The sequence below is a fragment of the Streptomyces sp. NPDC002133 genome, from assembly GCF_040296405.1.
Lineage (GTDB): Bacteria > Actinomycetota > Actinomycetes > Streptomycetales > Streptomycetaceae > Streptomyces.
Genome location: NZ_JBEOXF010000001.1, coordinates 379,723 through 401,480, shown reverse-complemented (window position 1 = coordinate 401,480; position 21,758 = coordinate 379,723). Strand labels below are relative to the sequence as shown.

Here is a 21,758-nt window from a genome sequence, read left to right as displayed (position 1 = left end):
CTAGTTCAGGTACTGACAGGTGGAGCGGGGGGTGTACACGCCGTGGCCGGCGCGACCGGTGAACTCCCGCTGGTCGATGACGGTTTCGCCGCGTGAGAGGACGGTCTCCACCCGGCCGGTGATCCGCTTCCCCTCGTACGCCGAGTAGTCGACGTTCATGTGGTGGGTCTCGGCCGACAGGACCTGTTCGGCGCCCGGGTCGTAGATCACGACATCGGCGTCGGCGCCCGGTGCGATCGTGCCCTTCTTCGGATAGAGCCCGAACATCCGGGCAGGGGTCGCGCAGGCGATCTCGATCCACCGGCGCCTGCTGATGTGCCCGTCGAGCACCGCCTGGTGGAGCAGGTCCATGCGGTTCTCGACGCCCGGCAGGCCGTTGGGGATCTTGGAGAAGTCGCCCCGGCCGAGCTCCTTCTGGCCGGAGAAGCAGAAGGGGCAGTGGTCGGTGGAGACGACCTGGAGGTCGTTGGTGCGCAGCCCGCGCCAGAGCGCCGCCTGGTGCTCCTTGGGCCTCAGCGGCGTGCTGCACACGTACTTCGCGCCCCCGAAGTCCGGCTCCGCAAGGTTGTCCGTGGACAGGAACAGATACTGCGGGCAGGTCTCGCCGAAGACGTTGAGCCCCTTGTCGCGGGCGGCGGCGAGCTCGGCGACGGCCTCGTCGGCCGAGACGTGGACGACGTACAGCGGTGCCCCCGCGACCCGGGCCAGCTGAATCGCGCGGTGCGTGGCCTCGGCCTCCAGCAGCACCTTCCGGACCTCGCCGTGATAGCGGGGGTCGGTCTCGCCGCGCGCGAGGGCCTGTTCGACGAGGACGTCGATCGCGATGCCGTTCTCGGCGTGCATCATGATCAGTCCGCCGTTGGCGGTGCCGCGCTGCATGGCCCGCAGGATCTGTCCGTCGTCGCTGTAGAAGACGCCGGGGTAGGCCATGAAGAGCTTGAAGGAGGTCACGCCCTCCTCGACGAGCTGGTCCATCTCCTTGAGCGACGACTCGTTGACGTCGGAGAGGATCATGTGGAAGCCGTAGTCGACGGCGCAGTTCCCGTCGGCCTTCGCGTACCAGGCGTCGAGTCCCTCGCGCAGGCTGTGGCCGACCGTCTGGACCGCGAAGTCCACGATGGTGGTGGTCCCGCCCCAGGCGGCGGCCCGGGTGCCGGTCTCGAAGGTGTCGGAGGCGAAGGTGCCGCCGAAGGGCAGCTCCATGTGGGTGTGGGTGTCGACGCCGCCCGGGATGACGTACTTCCCGGTGGCGTCGATGGTGCGGTCGGCGGTCCAGCTCTCGGCCGCGGTGGAGCCGTGCGCCGCGAGGGCGGCGATGCGCCCGTCCTCGACGAGGACGTCGGCATGGGTCTCGTCGGCGGCGGTGATGACGAGTCCGCCGCGGATCAGGGTGCGGTTGCTCATGGTTCCCTGCTTCTCCTCATGACTGGACGCTGCGCAGGGCCCGTTCGAGGATCGCGGCCCCTTCCTCTGCCTCCGCGACGGTGAGCGACAGCGGCGGTGCGAGCCGCAGCACGCTGGTGTTGTGCGCGCCTCCCTTGCCGATGAGCAGGCCGCCTTCGCGGGCCGCTTCGAGCACGGTGGACGCGGCTTCCGGATACGCCTCGTCCGTACCCGGCTTCACCAGCTCCACGCCGATCATCAGTCCGCGGCCGCGCACCTCGCGGACGGCCGGGACGGCGGCGCCGATGGCGCGCAGCCGCTCGATGAGGAGTCCGCCGACCCGGCGCGCGTTGCCCTGCAGGTCGTGTTCGAGCAGGTACGTGAGGTTCGCCAGGCCCGCCGCCATGGTCACGGGCGAGCCGCCGAAGGTGGAGATGGAGTTGGCGTCGATGCAGTTCATGACGTCGGCGCGGGCGACGACGCCTCCGACGGACATGCCGTTGCCGATGCCCTTGGCGAACGTGAGGATGTCCGGCGGGCCGTTCTCGGCGTGCGCCTGCCAGCCCCAGAAGTGGTCGCCGGTCCTGCCCCAGCCGGTCTGCACCTCGTCGGAGATCCACAGGATGCCGTGCCGGTCCAGGACCTCGCGGAACGCGGCGTACAGCCCGTCGGGCGGGGAGGTGAAGCCGCCGACGCCCTGGACGGGCTCGGCGATGAGCGCGGCGACGTCGTGGGTGTGGCCGAGGAGGTCCTCCAGGTCGGCGACGCAGGCCTCGGTGAACTGCGCGTCCGACAGCGCCGCGTACGGCCCGCGGGTGCGGACGCCGCCGTGCACGTAGAGGGTCTGCAGCGGGGAGAGGGTGGTCGGGGACCAGGCGCGGTTGCCGGTGATGGAGACGGCCGAGAAGGAGCGGCCGTGGTAGCTGTTGCGCATCGCGAGGATCTGTCCCGACCTGCGGTACGCGGTGGCCAGGAGCAGCGCCGTGTCGTTGGCCTCGGTGCCGGAGGTCGTGAAGAAGACGCGGGCGTCGGGGATTCCGGAGAGGGCGGCGATGCGCTCGGCGAGCTCGACCATGGGGCGGTTGAGGTAGAGCGTGGAGGAGTGGATGATCCGCCCGGCCTGTTCGCCCACCGCCTTGGTGACCTCGGGGAGGGCGTGGGCGGTCATGGTGGTGAGGATGCCGCCGAAGAAGTCGAGGTAGCGGTTGCCGGCCGCGTCCCAGACGTGCCGTCCCTCGCCGTGGCTGATCTCGATGGGCTGCTGGTAGTAGAGGGCCACCCAGTCGGGGATGACGGCCCGGTGCCGGTCGTACAGGTCGCTCATGGCTGCACCAGCCCTTCGTAGGCGTCGGGCCTGCGGTCGCGGTAGAACGCCCACTGCTGGCGGACCTGCTCGATGAGGCCGAAGTCGAGGTCGCGGACGACCAGTTCCTCCTCCTTGTCGCTGGCGACGTCGCCGACGAACTGGCCGCGCGGGTCGACGAAGTAGCTGGTGCCGTAGAAGTCGTTGTCGCCGTACTCCTCCTGGCCGACGCGGTTGATGGCGGCGATGAAGTACTCGTTGGCGACGGCGGCCGCGGGCTGCTCCAACTGCCAGAGGTAGGAGGAGAGTCCGCGCGAGGTGGCGGACGGGTTGTACACCAACTGGGCGCCGTTGAGGCCGAGCTGGCGCCAGCCCTCCGGGAAGTGGCGGTCGTAGCAGATGTATACGCCGACCTTGCCGACGGCGGTGTCGAAGACGGGCCAGCCTGCGTTGCCCGGCTTGAAGTAGTACTTCTCCCAGAAGCCCTTGACCTGCGGGATGTGGTGCTTGCGGTACTTGCCGAGGAAGGTGCCGTCGGCGTCGATGACGGCGGCGGTGTTGTAGTAGAAGCCGGAGCCCTCGACCTCGAAGACGGGCACGACGATCACCATGCCGGTCTCGCGGGCGAGGTCGCGCATGCGCAGGACCGTGGGTCCCTCGGGGACGGGCTCGGCCCAGCGGTAGTGCTCCGCCTCCTGCACCTGGCAGAAGTACGGCGCGTTGAAGACCTCCTGGAATCCGATGACCTTGGCACCCTGCCGGGCCGCCTCGCGGGCGTGCTCCTCATGCTTGGCGATCATGGATTCGGTGTCGCCGGTCCAGGTCGCCTGGACGAGTGCGGCGCGTACGACGTTGGTCATGAGCTGCTCCTTCGACAGGACGTCAGAGAGCCTCTACGCACGTAGACACGGTGCGTAGGAGGAGAACGTAAGCCCCGTCACACACTGGGGCAAGACCATCGTCGTCAACCCGCAGTGTCGATCATGTTTCACACCTGAGCGGTCGACAAACAGCGTATACCGTACTTTTTCAACCGCTGACGATCCCGGCGACGCGCAGGGCGTGCACCACATCGCGCTCGCGCTCGGGGGACACGGCACTGGCCGCGACGAGCAGTTGCGGTACGAGCCTGCGGGGGTCGGGGGCCGCGAGCTGCGCGGAGTCCTCCGGGCTGCGGACCCGGACGAAGGCGGTGAGCAGCGCGTCCGCCTCGGCGCGGTCGCCGGCCTCGCCGAGGGCGAGCACGGCGTCGGCGATCTCGGCGGCCGGGCGGGCGACGCCCTGGCGGAGCAGGTGCCCGCAGTCCTCGGCCCTCCCGGCCGCGGCGAGCGCCCCCGCGGCGGCGGCGAGCCGGCCCGGCGGCAGCGACGCGGCCTCCCAGAGGAGCGTGGCCCAGTCGGCGCCGAGGCCCGCGCGGTGCAGCTCCGCCGCCAGAACCGGTAGCCAGGCGGCGGGGCGAACGGCGGCCTCGCACAGCAGGGCGTGCGCCTCGCCGCCGCGGCCCTCGCCGCGCAGCCGTACGAGGGCGACGACGGTCTCGGCCGCCGCGCGCCGCGCGCGGGCGACCTCCTCCCCCTGCCTCTCCTGCGCCGCTTCCGGCTCGGCCGCTGCGCCCGTGTCCGCCCCGCCGAAGCGCGCACCGCGCGGCCTGACGTCGGCGACGGGCAGTTCGGGTACGGCGACGGCCTCGTCGTCTCCCCCGTCGCCCCAGGCGTACCGGGCACCCCTGGGCCTCCGCTTCGTGCTGCGCCGGGTGCTCCGCGAGGACTCCGCGGGGGCGTGGGCCGGCGCCTCGGGGGCCGCGTCGGGGGCTGCCTCGGAGAACGCCTGGGGGGACACCTCGGAGGCCGCCTCGGAGAACGCCTGGGGGGACACCTCGGAGGCCGCCTCGGAGAACGCCTGGGGGGACACCTCGGGCACCGAAGCAGGGTCCTGCCGACCGGGGTTGGGCGGTCTCGCGCCAGGTGAGGCGCCGGCCGGTCCCGGCCGGCGATCTGCAGGCGGTGTCCAGACGTCCCCGTCGGGGTGACCCGACGCCCAGTCCCCCAGGGCCGCGAGGCGAGCGGACAGCTCCGTGCAGCGAGCAGTTGCGCGGGTGTGGTCGTCGTTCGTCCAGGACAGTTCGTGGGCGAGGCGCCGGTACTCGGGGCTGCGCTCGGGCAGGGCGGACAGTTGACGCAGGAGTTCCTGGCCGCGGTCCGTCGCGTAGGCCTGTTCGCGGCGCATCAGGTCCAGGCGCTCCTGGAGGGCGTCCGGACCCCCGGACATGCGGTCGTGCGCGGCAGCCGCGGCGGAGTGCAGGGCCCGGGCGCGTACCGTCTCGCCGCCGTCGGCCGGGAGGTCCTGGAGGAGCGACTCCACCACGTCCCAGGGCGGGATCTCCGCGCCCTGCAGGCAGGCGACCAGTCCGCCGGGGTCGCGCTGCCAGAAGACCGCGTACCAGCCGCCGCCCCGGTCGAGCCGGTCGGCCAGCTCTCTCAGGTATCGCGCGAAAACCCCTACTTCCACGGGGAGTTGATGCACCACCATCTCCGCCCGCCCCTTCGCTTCCGGTTCGCAGGCATTCGACCTCAGCCGTGTTACGGGACGGCTACGCGGAGTTTTCGGTGGCGGAGCGGATCGCTCAACGTAGCGGGAGCGTCACTGCGATGCCCGTGTGCGGGCGCTTGCCGAGCCGTACGACGGCGGCGGGCCGGTCGACGAGCCAGAACTGCCAGGTGTACTTGCGCAGCAGCGCCTTGCGGACCGCCTTCATGTCCGCCTCGTCCAGCAGCCTCGCCGTCCCCTCCGTCCGCTCCGCGCCCTCGGCGACCCGCCCGCGCACATCGCACGGAGCCACGGTGACGCGGCTGTCCCTGCCCAGCCGCTTGACCTTCCACGAATCGGTGCGGGTCCACACGTACAACTCACCCCCCGCGACGGCGAACCACACGGGCGTGGCGACGCCCGTCCCGTCCTTGCGGAAGGTGGTGAGGCTGATGTACTTCGCGCGGTCGAGCTCCTGTAGATCCACGGCGCGACCCTACTCCGCGCGGCGTGTCGACCGAAGTCGCAGGCACCCCGGGCCCGATGCGATCCCGGCCGGACGGGCACGCGACCAGGCGCAGGCGGTGTCGGGCGGACCGAGCAGCGCACGATGGCGGGCGTGGCAGGGGAGGCGGTTCGGCGTGAGCGGTATCGCGGCCACGCTCGGCGTCAAGCTCGGCACGGTCCGCAGCCGTATTCACCGCGGCCGCCCGCATCTGCGCAAGGCCCTTCAGCACCGCTCCCCGGAGGCGCTACACGGGCACGAACGCGCAGCGCGTCACGAGGTCGTCCATGGACAGACCGAGCGCCCCGGCCAGCGCGGCCACCGTGAAGAAGGCCGGGGTCGGGGCGCGGCCCGTCTCGATCTTGCGGAGCGTCTCGGCCGAGAGCCCGGCGGTCGCCGCGACCTCCACCATGCTCCGCGAGCCGCGCGCCTCACGGAGCAACCGGCCGAGCCGCTCGCCGCGTTCGCGCTCTTCGGGGGTCAGGGGCGTACGAACCATGCCGTCATTCTAATACCGCTGCGACCGGTATAGTAATTGGCATTCCCGCTCAGGCCCGGCCGCTCACGGCCGGATGTCGTCGCAGGCGATGGGCAGATGGCGGGGGCCGCGCAGGACCGCGTTCTGCCGGTACTCGGGCGGATCCTCCAGCAGCCGGGGGTTCACGAGCCTGCGGGCCAGCTCGCTCAGCGCGAGCTGCGCCTCCAGCCTGGCGAGCGGCGCACCGAAGCAGCTGTGGATGCCGCTGCCGAAACCCAGGTGCTCGATGTCCTTGCGGTCCGGGTCGAACCGCTCGGGGTTCTCGAAGCGCTGCGGGTCGCGGTTGCCGGCGGCCACGACGAGCCACAGGGACGCGCCCTTCGGGATGGTGACGCCACCGACGTCGATGTCCGCGACGGTGGTGCGGTTCGGCACCAGCTGCACCGGCGGCTCGAAGCGCAGCAGCTCCTCCACGACGGGCACCGCCAGCTTCGGGTTCTCGCGCAGCCGTTGGAGCACGTCCGGGTTGCGCAGCAGCGTCAGCATCCCGTTGGTGATCAGATTCACCGTGGTCTCGTGGCCGGCGATCAGCAGCAGGGCGGCGGTGCTGAGCAGCTCCATCGTCGTCATCGACCCGTCCGGGCCCTTGGCGGCCGCCAGCTCGGAGAGCATGTCGTCCCCGGGGTTCTTGCGGCGCTCCTCGATCAGCCCGGCCAGATACATGCCGAGCTGGGTCCTGGCCTCGTGGGCGATCCGGTTGCGCTCCGTCGGGTCCTCACCCGGCGTCGGGTCGAGGCTGGCGGCAAGGGTGTCCGCCCAGGTGTGGAAGCGCGCCTCGTCCTCGCGCGGCACGCCGAGCAGCCGGCAGATCACGGTCACCGGGAACGGGTACGAGAACTGCTCGACCAGGTCGATCCGGTCCGTGTTCCCGATGCCGTCGATGAGCCCGGAGACGATCCCCCCGAGTTCGCCGCGCATCTCGTGCACCCGGCGGGGGTTGTGGGGCGGGCCGAAGGACCTGTTCGTCATGCGGCGCAGCCGGTCGTGCTCCGGGGGGTCGAGCCGGATGAAGCTGGGTGGCAGGCCCGTCTCCTCCCCCTCCGGCTCCAGTTCGGGCCCGACAGTCCGGTTGCGGGCGTCGGAGCTGACCCGCGGATCGTGCAGGAGACTCAGGATCTCCCAGTAGGTACTCACGATGTACGCGCCGTCCCCCTCGTCGAGCACCGGCGTCTTGCGCAGCTCCGCGTACAGGGGATAGGGGTTCGCGCGGCTGGAGTAGTCGATGATCTGCCGCAGGAGGCTGACTTGGGTCGTCATGACGAGTCCTTGTGGGGTCGCGCGCGGGTCAGTGCCGGCCGGGGGTGAAGGTGATCCGCCGGTCGGACGGCGAATAGCCACTGAGGGTGACGGTCGGTCCGTGGGTGGGCACCGACGGGTCGGGGAAGTCGGCCGGCATGGGCCGCACCCCCTCGGGGCGGCGGTCCACGGTCGGGAACTGCGGCGGGAACGGCGCCGTGGTCTCGATCAGCCGCTCGTAGAACGGCAGCCACCGCGCCTGGTCGAAGGTGACGGCGCCGATGACGCGGTCCTGGAACCCGTACACACCGACGAATCTGCGCTCGGCCAGCGAACCCTGCGAGATGAGGATCTCGGTGCCCATGGACGGCACACCGACCGACTTGATGTTCACCCCGAACTGGGAGGACCAGAAGGCGGGGACCCACATGTGGGGGCGGCGTTCCACGCTCTCGCACAGCATGTTGTGCGCCGCGGTCTCGGCCTGGCTGACGGCATTGCCCCAGTGCTCCAGGGACAGGAACTGGTACCCGAACAGTGGGTGCGGCGACCGTGCCACGTCACCGGCCACGAAGACGTCGTCGGTGACGATGCCCCGGATGTCGAAGGCCCGGCAACCGGCGTCGCAGGCGATGCCCCGGGGACCCGCGCCCAGGCCCGATCCGGCGAGCCACTCGGTGTTGCGCGTCGCGCCGAGCGAGACGACCACGACATCCGTCTCGACGCTGGAGCCGTCGGAGAGGTGGGCCGCGCGCACCCGCCCCGCCGAGTCGCCTTCGAGGCCGGTCACCATCACGCCGGTGCGCAGGTCCACACCGTTCTCGCGGTGCAACTGTGCGGCGACCTCGCCGACGACACCGCCGAGCGCGCCCACCAGGGGCGCTGCGCCCCGTTCCGCGACGGTGACGGTGACGCTCTGCTCGCGGCAGGCGGAGGCGATCTCCGAGCCGGTGAAACCGGCACCGATGACGAAGACTCTGCGGGGGCCGGCCGACAGGCGCTTGTGCAGCGCGGTGGCGTCGTCGCGGGTGCGCAGGACGAAGACCCCGTCGAGCTCGGCCTCGGCCTCCTTCGGCCACGGTCGGGCCCGTACGCCGGTGGCGATCAGCAGCCGGTCGTACGGCACTTCGTCGCCGTCGGCCAGCCGTACCCGCTTGGCGCCCATGTCGAGCCCGGAGGCGGGGACCCCGAGCCGCCAGTCCGCATCCAGGGCCCGGCTCCGGGGCAGCGCGGTGCGGTCCGGTGTGGCCTTGCCCAGCAGGACCGCCTTGGACAGCGGGGGCCGGTCGTACGGCTCGTACGGCTCGTCGCCGATCATGGTGAGTGTCCCGGCGAAGCCCTCTTCCCTGAGGGTCTCGGCGGCCCTGAGACCGGCCAGGGATGCGCCCACGACGACGATACGGCCCTCACGCTTGAGCCAGTCGAGGAATCCCTCACCGCGCATGGGACGCCTCCCGTTCGGGCACGGTCTCGTCCGACTGGTCCATCAGGATGGCCTGGACCGGGCAGGCGGCCACGGCCTGGGCGACCTCGTCCCGGTGCGCCTCATCGGCCCGGGGGTTGTACAGCAACGACTCTTCGCCGTGCATTTCGAAGACGTCCGGTGCGAGGAACGCGCACTGGGCGTACCCCTGGCATCGGTTGAGATCGACGACAAGTCTCACCACGGATCAGCCCTTCCCGTGCCTGGTCACTCCTCGGTGTCAGGATGCGATCGCGCGCACCGTGCCGCATGTCGTGGCGGCCGGGAGGGTGGTCGGACGGACGTCACACCACATCGGCGGGCTGGGGCCGGGACCGGAGACGGAGCCTGATCAGATGGACGCCCACGATCGCGGACCAGACCGGGAAGACCAGTTCGGACCAGGGGAACCCCGGTCCCACGAACAGCAGCACCAGACCGGCGACGTACCCGACGACGGCGAGCGGGCGCGGGAACACACCGAGCCGGTGCCCGATGGTGGTCGTCGCGAAGATGAAGACGGCGGCCATCCGCATCGCGTACGTGGTCAGCAGGGTGTACGCGAAGGTGCGGCCGAACTCCGACGGCTGATGGTCGTCCAGAACGCTGCCCGCCGCCGCGGCGGCGCCGAACATGGCGGCCACGAAGATCAGTCCGCTCCCCAGGAACACCGTCGCGACGAACCTGTCCTCCCGCTCCCCGACCTGTGCGCGCAGGGCGCCCATGAACCACAGGAAGAAGATCCCGGCGAACGGCACGAGCTCCAGCGCGGCGCGCACCGCCCTGCGCCGGTTCTGACTGAGGACGTCGTCCCCCGCCGCGGCCGCTCCCTCGGGAATCGCCAGCCGGATCAGCACGATCGCGGCCGCCAACAGCACCGCGAACACGATCCCTGCCAGTCCGGCGGCGCGCGGCGTCCGCAGTCGCTCCCTGTTCGGCTCCATGGGCTGCTCGCTCTCTCCCCCTGACCAGCAAGCAGCTCAGGCCCCGCCCCGCGCCACCGGGGCGACCCACGAGGGTGACACGGCACGCGCCAGGCCCGCCGCAGGCCCCCGCCGGCCGGGCTACGGCGCCGCCGGCCGCACCACCATCGCCGAGCCGCCGCCGCGCCGCACCTTCTCCGCCGCTGCCAGCCAGCGCCCGTCCGGCAGCCGCTGGATGCCCGTCGCCGCGCCGATCTCCGGGTTCTGCCGGAAGGCGTGGCCCAGCGCCTCCAGTTCGGCGCGCAGCGGGCTGTTCCACAGGGCGGGTTCGAGTTCGGTCGTCGGCTGGTTGCGCTGGCTGGCGCGCGGCGCGGCGATCGCGTCGACCAGGGGCAGCCGGCGGTCGACGACACCCGTCAGGGTCTGCAGCACCGTGGTGATGATCGTCGCACCGCCCGGCGAGCCGAGCGCCAGCACCGGCCGCTGCCCGCCGTCGAGGACGATCGTCGGGGAGATCGAGGAGCGGGGGCGCTTGCCCGGGCCGGGGAGGTTCGGGTCGTGGACCGCCGGATCGGCCGGGGCGAAGGAGAAGTCGGTCAGCTCGTTGTTGAGGATGAAGCCCCGCCCCGGGACGGTGATCCCGCTGCCGCCCGTCGACTCGATGGTCAGCGTGTACGCGACGACGTTGCCCCACCTGTCCGCGACCGTCAGATGGGTCGTGTTCTCGCCCTCGTACGTCGTCGGCGCGGCCCTCCCGCCGCTCGCGCACGCCGCCGGGCTCCGCGGGTCCCCCGGAGCGAGCGGGCTCGCCAGCACGGCGTCGTCGCGGATCAGGCACTCCCGCGAGTCGGCGAACCGCTGCGACAGCAGCTCCCGCACCGGCACGTCCTCGAACGCCGGGTCGCCGACCCACCGCCCGCGGTCCGCGAAGGCGATCCGGCTCGCCTCGATGAAACGATGCAGATACTTCGCCTGCGCCAGTCCCGAGAGATCCGTCCGCTCCAGGATGTTGAGCGCCTCGCCCACGCTCGTACCGCCCGAGGACGCCGGGCCCATGCCGTACACGTCCAGGCCCCGGTACGACATCCTCGTCGGAAGCCGGCGCTCCGTCTCGTACCCCGCCAGGTCGCGCAGCGTCAGGTCACCGGGCCGCACGACCCGTGTCGCGCCCTCCCGCAGGGCCGGCTTCCGCACGGTGTTCACGATGTCCCGCGCGATCGCGCCCCGGTACAGGGCTCTGGTGCCCTGGCGTCCGAGCTCCTCGTACGTACGCGCGAGACCGGGGTTCCTGAACACGGACCCGACCACCGGCAGCCGCCCGCCCGGCAGGAACAGCTCCGCCGTCGCCGGGAAGTCGCGGAAGCGCGCCTCGTTCGCCTGGGTCTGGGAGCGGAACGTCGCGTCGACGGTGAATCCGTCCTTCGCCAGCCGCTCGGCCGGCTTCAGCAGCTGTCGCAGCGGCCGGCTCCCCCACGCGTCGAGCGCCGCGTCCCAGGTCGCCGGTGTGCCGGGCGTGCCGACGCCGAGGCCGCTGGTCATGCCCTCGTCGAAGGGGATGGGCTTGCCGTTCTCGAGGAACAGGGACGCATCGGCCGAGCCGGGCGCGGTCTCGCGGCCGTCGATGGTCCGGACCGTGCGGGACTTCGCGTCGTAGTAGACCAGGAAGCCGCCTCCGCCGATGCCCGCGGAGTACGGCTCGGTCACCCCGAGTGCCGCGGCGGTCGCCACCGCCGCGTCCACCGCGTTGCCGCCGCCGCGCAGCACCTCGATGCCCGCCGCCGAGGCGTCCGCGTCGACGCTCGCGACCGCTCCCCCGTAGCCGACGGCCACCGGCTCCTTGACCGGCACCCGGGCCGGTGCTCCCGCCGGCGCGGCCGCACCTCCCGCCGACAGCACCGCCAGCGCGAGGGCGGGAATCGTGACAAGACGTCCGGCAGCACCACGACGCATCCGTACCTCCAGTCGAAAGGCGTCCGCGCAGCGTAACTACACCTCAGCTTTCCCGTCAGGACCGCATCGAACACTGTTCGGCCCGGACCGCTAGCATGCGCGCCCATGAATGAAGACCTGCGCAATATCGTGCTCGGCGTCGTGGCCGCTGGTATCAGCGCCTCGCTCGGCTGGTTCGCCCGTAATCACCTCTGGCGCCGCAGGCTCCGCCGGAAGCAGGCCTTCTTCGGTCTGCCGGGGAATTCCGAGTGCCTTCTGGTGGTGAACCGTGAGGCGGGCAGCGAGGGCGCGGTGCACCGGTTCGACGTGTTCGCGCTCCTGGAACTCTCCGCGCTGGTCAAGGACTGCGGGGCGCACGCCCAGATCGTCCAGCACGACGTCGCCCAGCAGGGCTTCGGCGAGCGTACGGAGTTCTGCGTCGGCGGACCGTACTCGAACCGCCGCATGGCGGCGCATCTCGCCTCGCTCCTCCCCGGCGTGACGGTCAACACGGATGTGGAGCCGGGCCCGGACCGGGGCGCGTTCCAGATCGGCTCCGAGCGGTACCGCCTGGAGGCGGGCACCACCGAGTACGTCCTCCTCGCCCGGCTCACCGCGGGCGAGGGATCGCGGCCGGTCTTCCTCTTCTGCGGCCAGCGGGCGATCACCAATCAGGCCGCCACCCGCTATCTGGCCCGTCACCACGAGAAGCTCGCCCGCAAACACGGCACCAACTCGTTCGTCCTGCTGCTGAAGGTCGTCAACACGCAGGCGTACGGGCCCGATGTCGTCGAGCTCGTCGCGGACGTCACCAAGGCGGCGCAGGAACCGCAGCCCGCTGTCCGGAATTCGCACCGGGCCAAGAGCTAGCCGCCCTGGGCGCGGTGCCGGGAGAACGGCGCGGTGTGCGACGCCCGGCGCCGGCGTACCCGGTCGTCGCCTGCTTGAACGGATGCCGCCCGCACGCCGTACAGGTATCCGCGGCCCCGGCCCCGGGCCAGGTTCGCCGTGCCATCACCGGGCTCCGCACGGAAGGACCTTCGGGTGTCGCTCTGGACGCACTCTCAACTGCCTGACCGGGACAGCACCGTCACGGAGGAGAGCCCGCCGCGGTACGGCTCCCCGCCCCGGCTGCCGGACGACGGCGCCGTGGACCGGAACACGGCGGGCCTGACGGCCGCAGCGGACCACGACGGCGAGGCCCCCGGCAGAGGCGCCCGCGACGGCGGCGGCCACGGCGGTCGGCCGAAGAAGTCCCCGGGCGCCCCACGGGCCCTGACACGGTGTACCACCGTCCTGGCCGCCTTGCTCGTGCACGGCGCCCTCCTCCTGCCGGACGAACTCCCGCGCCTCGTCCCCGCCGCGTTCACCCGCATCCCGGTGGAGGCCGTCTTCGGCACGGCGGTACTGCTCGTCCTGAAGCCGAAACCGAGGCAGGTGGCCGCCGTGGTCGCCGGGGCGGGTCTGGGCCTGCTGACCGTCCTGAAGCTGCTCGACATGGGCTTCCACTCCGTCCTCGACCGCCCGTTCGACCCACTGCTCGACTGGACACTGCTCGACGACGCCGAGGCGTTCCTCAGGGACTCCGCGGGGCCGACCGGGGCGATCGTCGCCGCGATCGGGAGCGGGGTCCTGGTCCTCGCCCTGCTCGTCCTCATGACCCTGGCAGTCGTCCGGCTGTGCCACGTCGTCGTCCGGCACAGCGCGGCAGCGACCCGTGGCACGCTGCTGCTCGGGACCGTCTGGATCATCTGCGCTTCGCTCGGTACGCAGATCGCCGCCGCACCCCTCGCCTCCCGCGGCACCGCCGAGTTGGCCCAGGAGCACGTGCGTCAGGTGCGTGCAGGCCTGAAGGACAGGCAGGCGTTCGCGGAGGCGGCCGCCGTCGACGCCTTCCGCGGCACCCCGGCCGACCAGTTGCTGACCGGGCTGCGGGGCAAGGACGTCCTCTTCGTCTTCATAGAGAGCTACGGCCGCAGCGCGGTCCAGGACCCCCGGATCGCGCCGCACATCGGCACGGTACTCGCGGACGGATCCCGACGGCTGCGCGCGGCCGGTTTCTCCTCCCGGAGCGCCTTCCTCACCTCGCCGACGTCGGGCGGCGGCAGTTGGCTCGCGCACTCCACCTTCATGTCCGGCCTGTGGATCAAGAATCAGCAGCGCTACGACAGCCTCACCTGGAGCGACCGCCTGACCCTCACCGGCGCCTTCCGGGACACGGGTGCCTGGCGGACGGTCGGCATCATGCCCGGCGTCACCCGGTCCTGGCCCGAGGGGGAGTTCTACGGCCTCGACCACGTCTACGACTCCCGGAATCTCGGCTACCGGGGACCGAAGTTCAGCTGGTCGCCCGTACCCGACCAGTACAGCCTGGGCGCCTTCGAACGCCTGGAGCACGGCAAGCCGGACCGCAGGCCCCTGATGGCGGAGATCGTTCTCGTCTCCAGCCACAGCCCATGGGCACCGATACCCCGGACGCTCGGCTGGGACGAGATGGGAGACGGCTCGGTCTACCACTCCGTCAAGAGGGGCGGAAACGACCCCGAGGACGTGTGGAAGGACCCGGCGCAGGTGCGCGCCGAGTACGGCCGGGCCGTCGCGTACTCGCTCGCCAGCCTGATCGACTACGTGGAGAAGTACGGCGACGACGACACCGTGCTCGTCTTCCTCGGTGACCATCAGCCCGCTGCGACGGTGACCGACGGCGAATTCGGCCGGGACGTACCGATCACCGTCGTCGCCCGCGACCGGGCGGCGCTGGAGCGGATCTCCGGATGGGGCTGGCAGGAGGGCCTGAAGCCCGGCCCCGGGGCCCCGGTCTGGCGGATGGACACCTTCCGGGACCGCTTCCTGACCGCCTACGGCCCGGGACCCGGCGCAGCTCCGCCCTCGACGTCCCGGTGGCCCGGCCACATCACACCCTGACGTGCGTCAACACCCTGCCGTACGTCACGCCCCGACGTGCGTCGCACCCTCGGTCACGGTCGCGCCTTCACGGACCCTGACGGCCCACAGCCACCGCATGTCCCGTCCGAAGGACCAGACGAGCGCCGCCAGCGCCGCGAGAACGGCCACATACGCGGCCGGGCGCGGGACGATCCCGGCCGCGGCCACGAGGAGGACGATCCCCTGCAGGGCTGCCACCGTCTTGCGGGCCATGCTCGGAGGGAGCGGTCCCCGTAGCCACGGCAGCACACGGGCCGCCGCGACGAAGGCATAGCGCATGGCTCCGATCACCAGCACCCAGGCGCCCAGCGACAGGGCGACATGGACGCTCAGCACCAGGATGAGGAACGCGTCGACCTCCATGTCGAAGCGTGCCCCGAAGCACGACTCCGTCCCGGTGCGCCGTGCGACGTGGCCGTCGACCGCGTCGAGGACCAGCGCCACTGTGATGAGCGCGGTGAGGAGCACGGTCGGCGGCCGGCTCACGAAGGACTCGGCGACCAGCGCCGTCACGCCCCCCACGAGCGTCGTCCGGGCCAGGGTGACCCTGTTGGCCGGACCGAAGGGCCCGACCTGCGCACGGCGCAGGGCCCGCGTGAGTACGACCCACGTGCCGATCGTGAAGGCCAGACCCGTCGCCCATCCGACGGGTCCGAATCCGGTCGCGATGCCGAGCAGGACCAGCAGGAGGGTCTGCGCGCCCGCCCCCTCGACCGTCTCCGGGCGCGCCGGCCTCCTGTTGTTCGTGCCGCTCAGGGCCACCGCGTACCTCCGGTCGTGTGACAGGGTCGATGTCGGCCGCGTACCGTGTGCGCGGCCTCATGATTGTCAGAACGTAAATCCCCACACCAGCGTTCAGCGGGAGGACGTCGTTGGAGAGCCGCGCTCGCGCCTTCTGGCTCCGGTCCCCCGGCAGCGGCGAGATCCGGGACGTGTCGCTGCCCGAACCGGGCACCGACGACGTCGTGGTGCGCACGCTCTGTTCCGGGGTGAGCCGGGGCACGGAGAGCCTGGTCTTTCGCGGGGGCGTTCCGGAGAGCCAGTACTCCGCGATGCGGGCGCCCTTCCAGGACGGCGAGTTCCCGGGGCCCGTGAAGTACGGCTATCTCAGCGTCGGCCTGGTCGAGGAGGGTCCGCGGCACCTCGTCGGGCGCACGGTCTTCTGTCTCTACCCGCACCAGAGCCGCTATGTCGTCCCGGCGAGCGCCGTGACCCCGGTGCCGGACACCGTCCCCGCCGGACGGGCGGTGCTGGCGGGCACGGTGGAGACGGCGGTGAACGCGCTGTGGGACGCCGCGCCGATGGTCGGCGACCGGATCGCCGTGGTCGGGGCCGGCATGATCGGCTGCTCCGTCGCCGCTCTCGTCGCGCGGTACCCCGGTGTCCGGGTCCAGCTGATCGACTCCGATCCCGCCCGCGCAGCCGTGGCCGAGGCGCTGGGCGTCGACTTCGCGCTCCCCGAGGACGCCCTGGGGGACTGCGACCTCGCCGTCCACGCCAGCGCGACCGAGGCGGGACTCACACGCGCGCTGGAACTGCTGGCGCCGGAGGGCACGGTCCTGGAGCTGAGCTGGTACGGCGACCAGCGGATCAGCCTGCCGCTCGGGGAGGCGTTCCACTCCGGCCGACTGGTCCTGCGCGGCAGTCAGGTGGGCAGGGTGGCCGAGGCCCGGCGCTCTCGCAGGACCTTCGCCGACCGGCTCGCGCTCTCTCTCGACCTGCTCGCCGACCCGTCCTTCGACGCACTGATCACCAGCGAGTGCGCGTTCGATGAGCTGCCGTCGGTGATGCCGAGGATCGCCGCAGGGGATCTTCCCGGGTTGTGCCACCGCGTCCGGTACGACACGGACACGGCCGCGGATCACCTCTGACCTCCGGCCGTGAACACACGGCACACTGCGGCCGTAGTGAAGGGCAGGGCAGCACCGTCGGCTGCCGGATCCGTCGACCGGGAGGTCACCGCACTTGTTCAGCGTCACCGTCCGCGAGCACCTGATGATCGCGCACAGCTTCCACGGCGAGGTCTTCGGACCCGCCCAGCGTCTGCACGGAGCCACCTATCTCGTGGACGCCACCTTCCGCCGTCCCGAGCTGGATGCCGACAACATCGTCGTCGACATCGGACTGGCCACCCGTGAGCTGAACGCCGTCGTGGGCGAACTCAACTACCGCAATCTGGACGACGAATCCGCGTTCGCCGGCATCAACACCTCGACGGAGTACCTGGCCAAGGTCATCACCGACCGCCTGGCCGACCGGGTGCATGCCGGAGCGCTGGGCGAGGGTGCCCGGGGCCTGTCCGGCATCACGGTCACCCTGCACGAGTCGCACATCGCATGGGCGAGTTACGAGCGGGCGCTGTGAACCAGGCGGCGAACCAAGCGGCCGGCATCGCCGCGCCCGGGCGCTCGGTCCGCGTCGTGATGCCCGCAGGCGTCGACGATCCGACGTCGCCGAGCGGCGGCAACACCTACGACCGCCGGGTGTGCCGGGAACTGCCCCGGATCGGCTGGCAGGTCCACGAACACACCGTCGCGGGCGACTGGCCACGCCCCGGGGCCGACGCGCGCGAGGAACTCGCCCGGACGCTCCGTGCCGCGCCGGACGGCTCCCTCGTCCTCCTCGACGGACTCGTCGCCTGTGGTGTCCCGGAGGTCGTCGTCCCGGAGGCCGAACGGCTGCGCCTGGCCGTACTGGTCCACCTGCCGCTGGGCGACGAGACCGGCCTCGCCCCGGACGTGGCCGCGGCCCTGGACGCAGCCGAGCGCAGGACGCTACGGGCCGCGGCGGCGGTCGTGGCGACCAGCAACTGGGCGGCCGGCCGACTCGTGGACCACCACGAACTCGCCGCCGAGCGCGTCCATGTCGCCGAGCCGGGTGCCGATATCGCGCCCCTGGCGACCGGTGCCGGAACCGGCCCGGCGGCCGGTGGGCCCCCGCGCCTGCTGTGCGTCGCGTCGGTGACCCCGCGCAAGGGGCACCATCTGCTGGTGCGGGCCCTGGCGTCGGTCGCCGACCTGCCGTGGACCTGCGAGTGCGTCGGCGGACTGGGCCAGAGTCCCGGCTACGTCGACCAGGTCCGGGGGCTCATCGGGGAACTCGGCCTCGGCGACCGGGTGCGCCTCGTCGGCCCCCGGACGGGCCCCGGGCTGAACTCGCATTACGCCACTGCGGACCTCCTGGTGCTCCCCTCGCGCTCCGAGACCTACGGCATGGTGGTGACCGAGGCGCTCGCGCGCGGTGTTCCCGTACTGGCGACGGCCGTCGGGGGAACGCCGGAGGCGATGGGGCAGGCACCCGACGGCAGTGTGCCGGGCTTCCTCGTCCCGCCCGAGGATCCGGTTGCACTCGCCGCAGCGCTGCGTCGCTGGCTCGCCGGCCCCGGCGAACGACATCGCTCGAAGGCGGCCGCCCGCCGGCGGCGCACCGCGCTGGCCGGCTGGGAGACCACCTCACGGAACCTGGCCAGGGCGCTGGAACAGATCCGGCAGGAAACTCTGGAGGCCGCATGAGCACGACCCATGTCACGCGCTACCCACCGGAGTGGCTGGCGCTGCGGGAGGCCGCCGACGCCGCGGCCCGGGCTCCCGAACTCCTCGAACCGCTGCGCCGTCATCTGCCACGCCCGGCCGGCCCGGGAAACCGGCCGGGCCGGGACGCACCGCTGGTGATCCGCGACCTCGGCTGCGGCACCGGCTCCATGGGACGCTGGCTGGCCCCCCGGCTGGAGGGGCCGCAGCACTGGATCCTGCACGACCATGACCCCGATCTGCTCGACCTGGCCGCCGAGAGCATGCCCCGTACGGCTGCGGACGGCAGCCCGGTCACGGTCACGACGGAACGCAGCGACATCGCCCGGCTGACGGCGGACGCTCTCGCCGGCACCTCGCTGGTGACCGCCTCGGCCCTGCTGGACCTGCTCACCCGCGACGAGTTGGACGGGCTGGTCGCGGCCTGCTCGGGCGCCCGCTGCCCGGCGCTGCTGGCTCTTTCGGTGCTGGGGCGGGTCGACCTCGCGCCGGCCGATCCGATGGACGCCGACATCACCGATGCGTTCAACGCCCACCAGCGCCGGTGCGATCAAGGCCGCCGGCTGCTGGGGCCCGACGCCGTTGCCGCGGCATCCGTGGCCTTCGCCCGTCATGGCATGACCGTACGGGTACAGACCAGCCCGTGGCGGCTCGGTGCCGCTTCGCGGAACGCCGCCTGCCCGGATGATGCGTCCACGGGCACCCGCGACGCGGCGCCGATGACGGCCCTGACCGCGGAGTGGCTCCGTGGCTGGGTCGGCGCCGCGCGGACACAGCGGCCGGAGCTCGCGGCTCGCGCCGACGCCTACTTGCGGCGGCGTCTGGCGGCCTGCGAAGCGGGCGAGTTGCGGGTGGTGGTGCATCACAGTGATGTGCTCGCCCTGCCCCGGCGGACGGACGTCACCTCGTGACCCGGGCGGTCCGGGCGGTCCGGGCCCGCCTCGGCATTCTCGCCGGAGCGGGCATCCTCGCGGGGGTGCTGTGGTGGCAGGGCACCGGCGCCTTCCTGGACGGGCTGCACGGGATCGACGGCCCCACTCTGCTGGCCGCTCTCGGCCTCGGCCTGTTCACGACCGTGCTCAGTGCGTGGCGCTGGTGGCTCGTCGCCCGTGGTCTGAGCATCCGGCTGCCGCTCGGCCGGGCCGTCGCGGACTACTACCGCGCGGTGTTCCTGAACGCGGCGCTGCCCGGCGGCGTCCTCGGCGACGTCCACCGGGCGGTACGGCACGGGCGGAGTGCCGGTGACGTCGGCCGGGGCGTCCGGGCGGTCCTGCTGGAGCGGATCGCGGGGCAGGCCGTCCTCGTCACGGCCGGTGCCGTGCTCCTCGTCGCGCACGTCTCCCGCGCCCCGGCCGAGGCGGTCCGGCTCGCCGCGACGCCGGAGGCCGCCGCTGCACTCGCCGTGGTGTGCGGGCTGACGGTCGTCGCTGTGGTCGCGCTCCGGGGGAGGCCGGCGACCTCGCGGCGGCGCCGCGCGGTCCGGACCATGCTCGCCGAGGCGCGCCTCGGGCTGCTCGCCCGAGGCAGCTGGCCGGGCGTGCTGATCGCGTCGGTCGCGGTGCTCGCGGGTCACCTCGCCATGTTGCTCCTCGCCGCCCGATCCGCGGGATCGACGGCGCCGGCGACCGAGTTGCTGCCGTTGATGGTGCTCGCGCTGCTCGCCATGGCGCTACCTGTGAACATCGGCGGCTGGGGCCCTCGGGAGGGAGTCACCGCCTGGGCGTTCGGGGCCGCCGGCCTGGGCTCAGCCCAGGGGCTGACCGTCGCCGTGGCGTACGGGCTGCTCGCGTTCGCCGCCTGCCTGCCCGGCGTCGTGGTGCTCGCCGTCGACTGGTTCGCCGGAATCCGGCGTGTGCAGGTCGAGTTCGAAGAGGGTGTCCTCGCCGAGGGCGGCCCGGCGCATCGGCGGCCGGAGCGCGTCCCGCATCAGGTCGGGTCCGGGGAAGCCGAGCCCTGGCACGCCGTCACCGATCAGGACCGGTGCCACGGTGAGATACAGCCGGTGCAGCGCACCGTCGTGGAGGAAGCGCGACACGGTGACGCCGCCGCCCTCGACCATCACACGGCCCAGGCCGCGGCGTCCGAGCTCGTGCACCAGGCGCCGGGGGGCGAACGCGGCGCTGTCGGGGAGGGTCAGAACGTCGACGCCGTTCATGCCGGCGGCGTCCGTAGCGCCTCCCCCGCGCCCGCCGTCGGCGCTCACCACCCACAGGGTCGGGGCGGCCCCGTCGGTGAACACCTGGCGTCGCGGCGGCACCCGGCGGTTGGGGTCGAGGACGACGCGCACCGGGTCGGTTCCGGCGCAGGCACGGACCGTCAGCCGGGGATCGTCCGCGACGACGGTACCTGCACCGACGACCACCGCGTCGGAGAGTGCGCGCAGGCGGTGCAGATGCTCACGGTCCTCCGCTCCGGTGACGTAGTCGGCGTCGCCCTTCCGGGTGGCGATGAAACCGTCGAGGCTCTGGCCCAGTTGGGCGAAGGTGAACCGGGGGCCGGCCAGGCACAGCGGGAGATAGCGGTCGGCGAGCACGTGCGCCTCGGGCGAGGCGTCCCGCCAGCGGCGCCGGCCGTCGGTGCCGCGGAGCAGCCCGGCAACGTCGGCTTCCGCTTCGGTCCGCAGCCCGCGCAGCAGGTCCCACGCCCGCGCAGCGTCGAGCGTGCCGGCGCCCCGCGCTGCGGCGGGCCCGTTCAACAGGTCCCCCGCGGAGCCGGATCCGCGGATTCCGCCGGGACCAGGAGCGAGAAGTATGCGGCAAAGGAATCGACGAGGCCGGACAGCAATTCCTTGCCCTTCTCGGCCGATGCCAACGACGGACGGCCGACGACTCCGGTCGCGGTGTAGGCCCGCATGCCGAGAGTGAGCAAATGCCGTCGGTCGTCGACGACGAAATCGGAGGTCATATGTCCGGGCCGGACGAGTTCCGGATGCTCGTGCAACAGGATGGAGGTCTCCACCTCACCCGCATGCATATCGCTGTGCGACGGCGTCCGCACACCGGCACGGTCCCTCGCCGCGTTCCAGTCGTCCGGGCCCGGGAAAAGCGCCATGCGCGTGCCGCTGCCGGCGGACTCCTGGACCACGTTGCGCAGGACGTAGTTCCCGCCGTGGCCGTTGACCAGAATCAGGTTGGCGACGCCGGAGCGGCGGAGCGATTCCGCGATGTCCCGGACGACGGCATGGAGGGTCACGGCGGAAATGCTGACGGTTCCCGGCCAGTCGGCGTGCTCGTGCGAGCACGATACGGTCAGCGGAGGCAGCCGGAGGACCGGATACGCGGCGGTGACCTCCCTGGCGATGGCGCAGGCGATGACCGTGTCGGTCATCAGGGGGAGGTACGGGCCGTGCTGCTCAAAGCTGCCGATGGGGAGCACGGCGAGCTGCGCCCGCGCCGTCCTCGCGTCCTCCGTCGTGTCCAGCGGCAGAAGTCCCCACTCCGGCGGTCGCGTGTACAGGCCGCTCATGTCCCCGAACCC

General features: G+C 72.2%; 20 protein-coding genes and 2 pseudogenes. 8 read left to right on the top strand and 14 right to left on the bottom strand.

The window, feature by feature from the left end:
- From hydA to ABT078_RS01730, 5 genes are all read right to left on the bottom strand, one after another.
- The gene (gene hydA, locus ABT078_RS01750) at positions 1–1,404 is read right to left on the bottom strand and encodes a dihydropyrimidinase (RefSeq protein WP_351222657.1); all 1,404 of its coding nucleotides are present in this window, start codon (positions 1,402–1,404) and stop codon (positions 1–3) included.
- A 16-nt stretch (positions 1,405–1,420) separates the two neighbouring features.
- Positions 1,421–2,707: an aspartate aminotransferase family protein gene (locus ABT078_RS01745; RefSeq protein ID WP_351222655.1), complete on the bottom strand. Its 1,287-nt coding sequence runs from the start codon at positions 2,705–2,707 to the stop codon at positions 1,421–1,423.
- The gene (locus ABT078_RS01740; protein WP_351222653.1) at positions 2,704–3,546 is read right to left on the bottom strand and encodes a nitrilase-related carbon-nitrogen hydrolase; all 843 of its coding nucleotides are present in this window, start codon (positions 3,544–3,546) and stop codon (positions 2,704–2,706) included. Before ABT078_RS01740 ends, ABT078_RS01745 begins: the two co-directional genes overlap by 4 nt.
- Before the next feature lie 169 nt (positions 3,547–3,715).
- A complete protein-coding gene (locus tag ABT078_RS01735) occupies positions 3,716–5,215 on the bottom strand; it encodes a UL36 very large tegument protein (RefSeq protein ID WP_351222651.1) in 1,500 nt (499 codons plus the stop codon).
- A 94-nt stretch (positions 5,216–5,309) separates the two neighbouring features.
- Entirely contained in the window at positions 5,310–5,699 is a 390-nt protein-coding gene (locus ABT078_RS01730) for a PPOX class F420-dependent oxidoreductase (RefSeq protein ID WP_351222649.1), read from the bottom strand.
- A 163-nt stretch (positions 5,700–5,862) separates the two neighbouring features.
- On the opposite strand from ABT078_RS01730, the pseudogene ABT078_RS01725 reads away from it, so the two are divergent.
- Positions 5,863–6,012 (top strand): annotated as a pseudogene (locus tag ABT078_RS01725) (RNA polymerase sigma factor SigE); the annotation flags it as partial.
- Here ABT078_RS01725 and ABT078_RS01720 read toward each other — a convergent pair.
- From ABT078_RS01720 to ggt, 6 genes are all read right to left on the bottom strand, one after another.
- Entirely contained in the window at positions 5,965–6,216 is a 252-nt protein-coding gene (locus tag ABT078_RS01720) for a helix-turn-helix domain-containing protein (RefSeq protein WP_351222647.1), read from the bottom strand. The pseudogene ABT078_RS01725 and the gene ABT078_RS01720 sit on opposite strands and share 48 nt — an antisense overlap.
- Positions 6,217–6,279: 63 nt before the next feature.
- On the bottom strand, positions 6,280–7,512 hold the full coding sequence (locus ABT078_RS01715; RefSeq protein WP_351222646.1) for a cytochrome P450: 1,233 nt from the start codon (positions 7,510–7,512) through the stop codon (positions 6,280–6,282).
- Positions 7,513–7,540: 28 nt separating this feature from the next.
- Positions 7,541–8,935, bottom strand: coding sequence for an NAD(P)/FAD-dependent oxidoreductase (locus ABT078_RS01710; protein WP_351222644.1), 1,395 nt, complete (start codon positions 8,933–8,935; stop codon positions 7,541–7,543).
- On the bottom strand, positions 8,925–9,155 hold the full coding sequence (locus ABT078_RS01705) for a ferredoxin (RefSeq protein WP_351222931.1): 231 nt from the start codon (positions 9,153–9,155) through the stop codon (positions 8,925–8,927). Before ABT078_RS01705 ends, ABT078_RS01710 begins: the two co-directional genes overlap by 11 nt.
- 103 nt (positions 9,156–9,258) lie before the next feature.
- Entirely contained in the window at positions 9,259–9,897 is a 639-nt protein-coding gene (locus ABT078_RS01700) for a hypothetical protein (protein ID WP_351222642.1), read from the bottom strand.
- 120 nt (positions 9,898–10,017) lie between these two features.
- The gene (ggt, locus tag ABT078_RS01695) at positions 10,018–11,826 is read right to left on the bottom strand and encodes a gamma-glutamyltransferase (RefSeq protein ID WP_351222640.1); all 1,809 of its coding nucleotides are present in this window, start codon (positions 11,824–11,826) and stop codon (positions 10,018–10,020) included.
- A 105-nt stretch (positions 11,827–11,931) separates the two neighbouring features.
- On the opposite strand from ggt, the gene ABT078_RS01690 reads away from it, so the two are divergent.
- Both ABT078_RS01690 and ABT078_RS01685 read left to right on the top strand, forming a co-directional pair.
- Positions 11,932–12,675, top strand: a complete 744-nt coding sequence (locus ABT078_RS01690) for a hypothetical protein (protein WP_351222638.1) — start codon at positions 11,932–11,934, stop codon at positions 12,673–12,675.
- A gap of 174 nt (positions 12,676–12,849) precedes the next feature.
- On the top strand, positions 12,850–14,730 hold the full coding sequence (locus tag ABT078_RS01685) for an alkaline phosphatase family protein (RefSeq protein ID WP_351222636.1): 1,881 nt from the start codon (positions 12,850–12,852) through the stop codon (positions 14,728–14,730).
- Positions 14,731–14,754: 24 nt separating this feature from the next.
- On the opposite strand, the gene ABT078_RS01680 is transcribed toward ABT078_RS01685, so the two are convergent.
- Entirely contained in the window at positions 14,755–15,513 is a 759-nt protein-coding gene (locus ABT078_RS01680; RefSeq protein ID WP_351222635.1) for a CDP-alcohol phosphatidyltransferase family protein, read from the bottom strand.
- A 110-nt stretch (positions 15,514–15,623) separates the two neighbouring features.
- Between ABT078_RS01680 and ABT078_RS01675 the strand changes: the two genes are divergently transcribed.
- The 5 genes and pseudogenes from ABT078_RS01675 to ABT078_RS01655 all read left to right on the top strand — a co-directional run.
- Complete coding sequence (locus ABT078_RS01675) at positions 15,624–16,622, top strand: zinc-dependent alcohol dehydrogenase (RefSeq protein WP_351222633.1); 999 nt, start codon at positions 15,624–15,626, stop codon at positions 16,620–16,622.
- Between the two features lie 94 nt (positions 16,623–16,716).
- Positions 16,717–17,115: a 6-pyruvoyl trahydropterin synthase family protein gene (locus tag ABT078_RS01670; RefSeq protein ID WP_351222632.1), complete on the top strand. Its 399-nt coding sequence runs from the start codon at positions 16,717–16,719 to the stop codon at positions 17,113–17,115.
- The gene (locus ABT078_RS01665) at positions 17,088–18,263 is read left to right on the top strand and encodes a glycosyltransferase family 4 protein (RefSeq protein WP_502981132.1); all 1,176 of its coding nucleotides are present in this window, start codon (positions 17,088–17,090) and stop codon (positions 18,261–18,263) included. Before ABT078_RS01670 ends, ABT078_RS01665 begins: the two co-directional genes overlap by 28 nt.
- A complete protein-coding gene (locus ABT078_RS01660; protein ID WP_351222631.1) occupies positions 18,260–19,192 on the top strand; it encodes a class I SAM-dependent methyltransferase in 933 nt (310 codons plus the stop codon). Before ABT078_RS01665 ends, ABT078_RS01660 begins: the two co-directional genes overlap by 4 nt.
- A pseudogene (locus ABT078_RS01655) lies at positions 19,189–20,130 on the top strand (lysylphosphatidylglycerol synthase transmembrane domain-containing protein); the annotation flags it as partial. The gene ABT078_RS01660 and the pseudogene ABT078_RS01655, both read left to right, overlap by 4 nt.
- On the opposite strand, the gene ABT078_RS01650 reads toward ABT078_RS01655, so the two are convergent.
- Complete coding sequence (locus tag ABT078_RS01650) at positions 20,026–20,976, bottom strand: RibD family protein (protein WP_351222629.1); 951 nt, start codon at positions 20,974–20,976, stop codon at positions 20,026–20,028. The pseudogene ABT078_RS01655 and the gene ABT078_RS01650 overlap by 105 nt on opposite strands.
- Positions 20,973–21,746, bottom strand: a complete 774-nt coding sequence (locus tag ABT078_RS01645; RefSeq protein WP_351222627.1) for a creatininase family protein — start codon at positions 21,744–21,746, stop codon at positions 20,973–20,975. Before ABT078_RS01645 ends, ABT078_RS01650 begins: the two co-directional genes overlap by 4 nt.
- Positions 21,747–21,758 lie beyond the last annotated feature (12 nt).

Bases quoted from the DNA above. Each gene is read 5' to 3' on its own strand.
- ABT078_RS01735 (WP_351222651.1), bottom strand. From the start codon at position 5,215: ATGGTGGTGCATCAACTCCCCGTGGAAGTAGGGGTTTTCGCGCGATAC.
- ABT078_RS01645 (WP_351222627.1), bottom strand. From the start codon at position 21,746: ATGAGCGGCCTGTACACGCGACCGCCGGAGTGGGGACTTCTGCCGCTG.
- ABT078_RS01665 (WP_502981132.1), top strand. From the start codon at position 17,088: ATGGGCGAGTTACGAGCGGGCGCTGTGAACCAGGCGGCGAACCAAGCG.
- hydA (WP_351222657.1), bottom strand. From the start codon at position 1,404: ATGAGCAACCGCACCCTGATCCGCGGCGGACTCGTCATCACCGCCGCC.
- ABT078_RS01710 (WP_351222644.1), bottom strand. From the start codon at position 8,935: ATGCGCGGTGAGGGATTCCTCGACTGGCTCAAGCGTGAGGGCCGTATC.
- ABT078_RS01690 (WP_351222638.1), top strand. From the start codon at position 11,932: ATGAATGAAGACCTGCGCAATATCGTGCTCGGCGTCGTGGCCGCTGGT.
- ABT078_RS01740 (WP_351222653.1), bottom strand. From the start codon at position 3,546: ATGACCAACGTCGTACGCGCCGCACTCGTCCAGGCGACCTGGACCGGC.
- ABT078_RS01660 (WP_351222631.1), top strand. From the start codon at position 18,260: ATGAGCACGACCCATGTCACGCGCTACCCACCGGAGTGGCTGGCGCTG.
- ABT078_RS01700 (WP_351222642.1), bottom strand. From the start codon at position 9,897: ATGGAGCCGAACAGGGAGCGACTGCGGACGCCGCGCGCCGCCGGACTG.
- ABT078_RS01745 (WP_351222655.1), bottom strand. From the start codon at position 2,707: ATGAGCGACCTGTACGACCGGCACCGGGCCGTCATCCCCGACTGGGTG.
- ABT078_RS01715 (WP_351222646.1), bottom strand. From the start codon at position 7,512: ATGACGACCCAAGTCAGCCTCCTGCGGCAGATCATCGACTACTCCAGC.
- ABT078_RS01720 (WP_351222647.1), bottom strand. From the start codon at position 6,216: ATGGTTCGTACGCCCCTGACCCCCGAAGAGCGCGAACGCGGCGAGCGG.
- ggt (WP_351222640.1), bottom strand. From the start codon at position 11,826: ATGCGTCGTGGTGCTGCCGGACGTCTTGTCACGATTCCCGCCCTCGCG.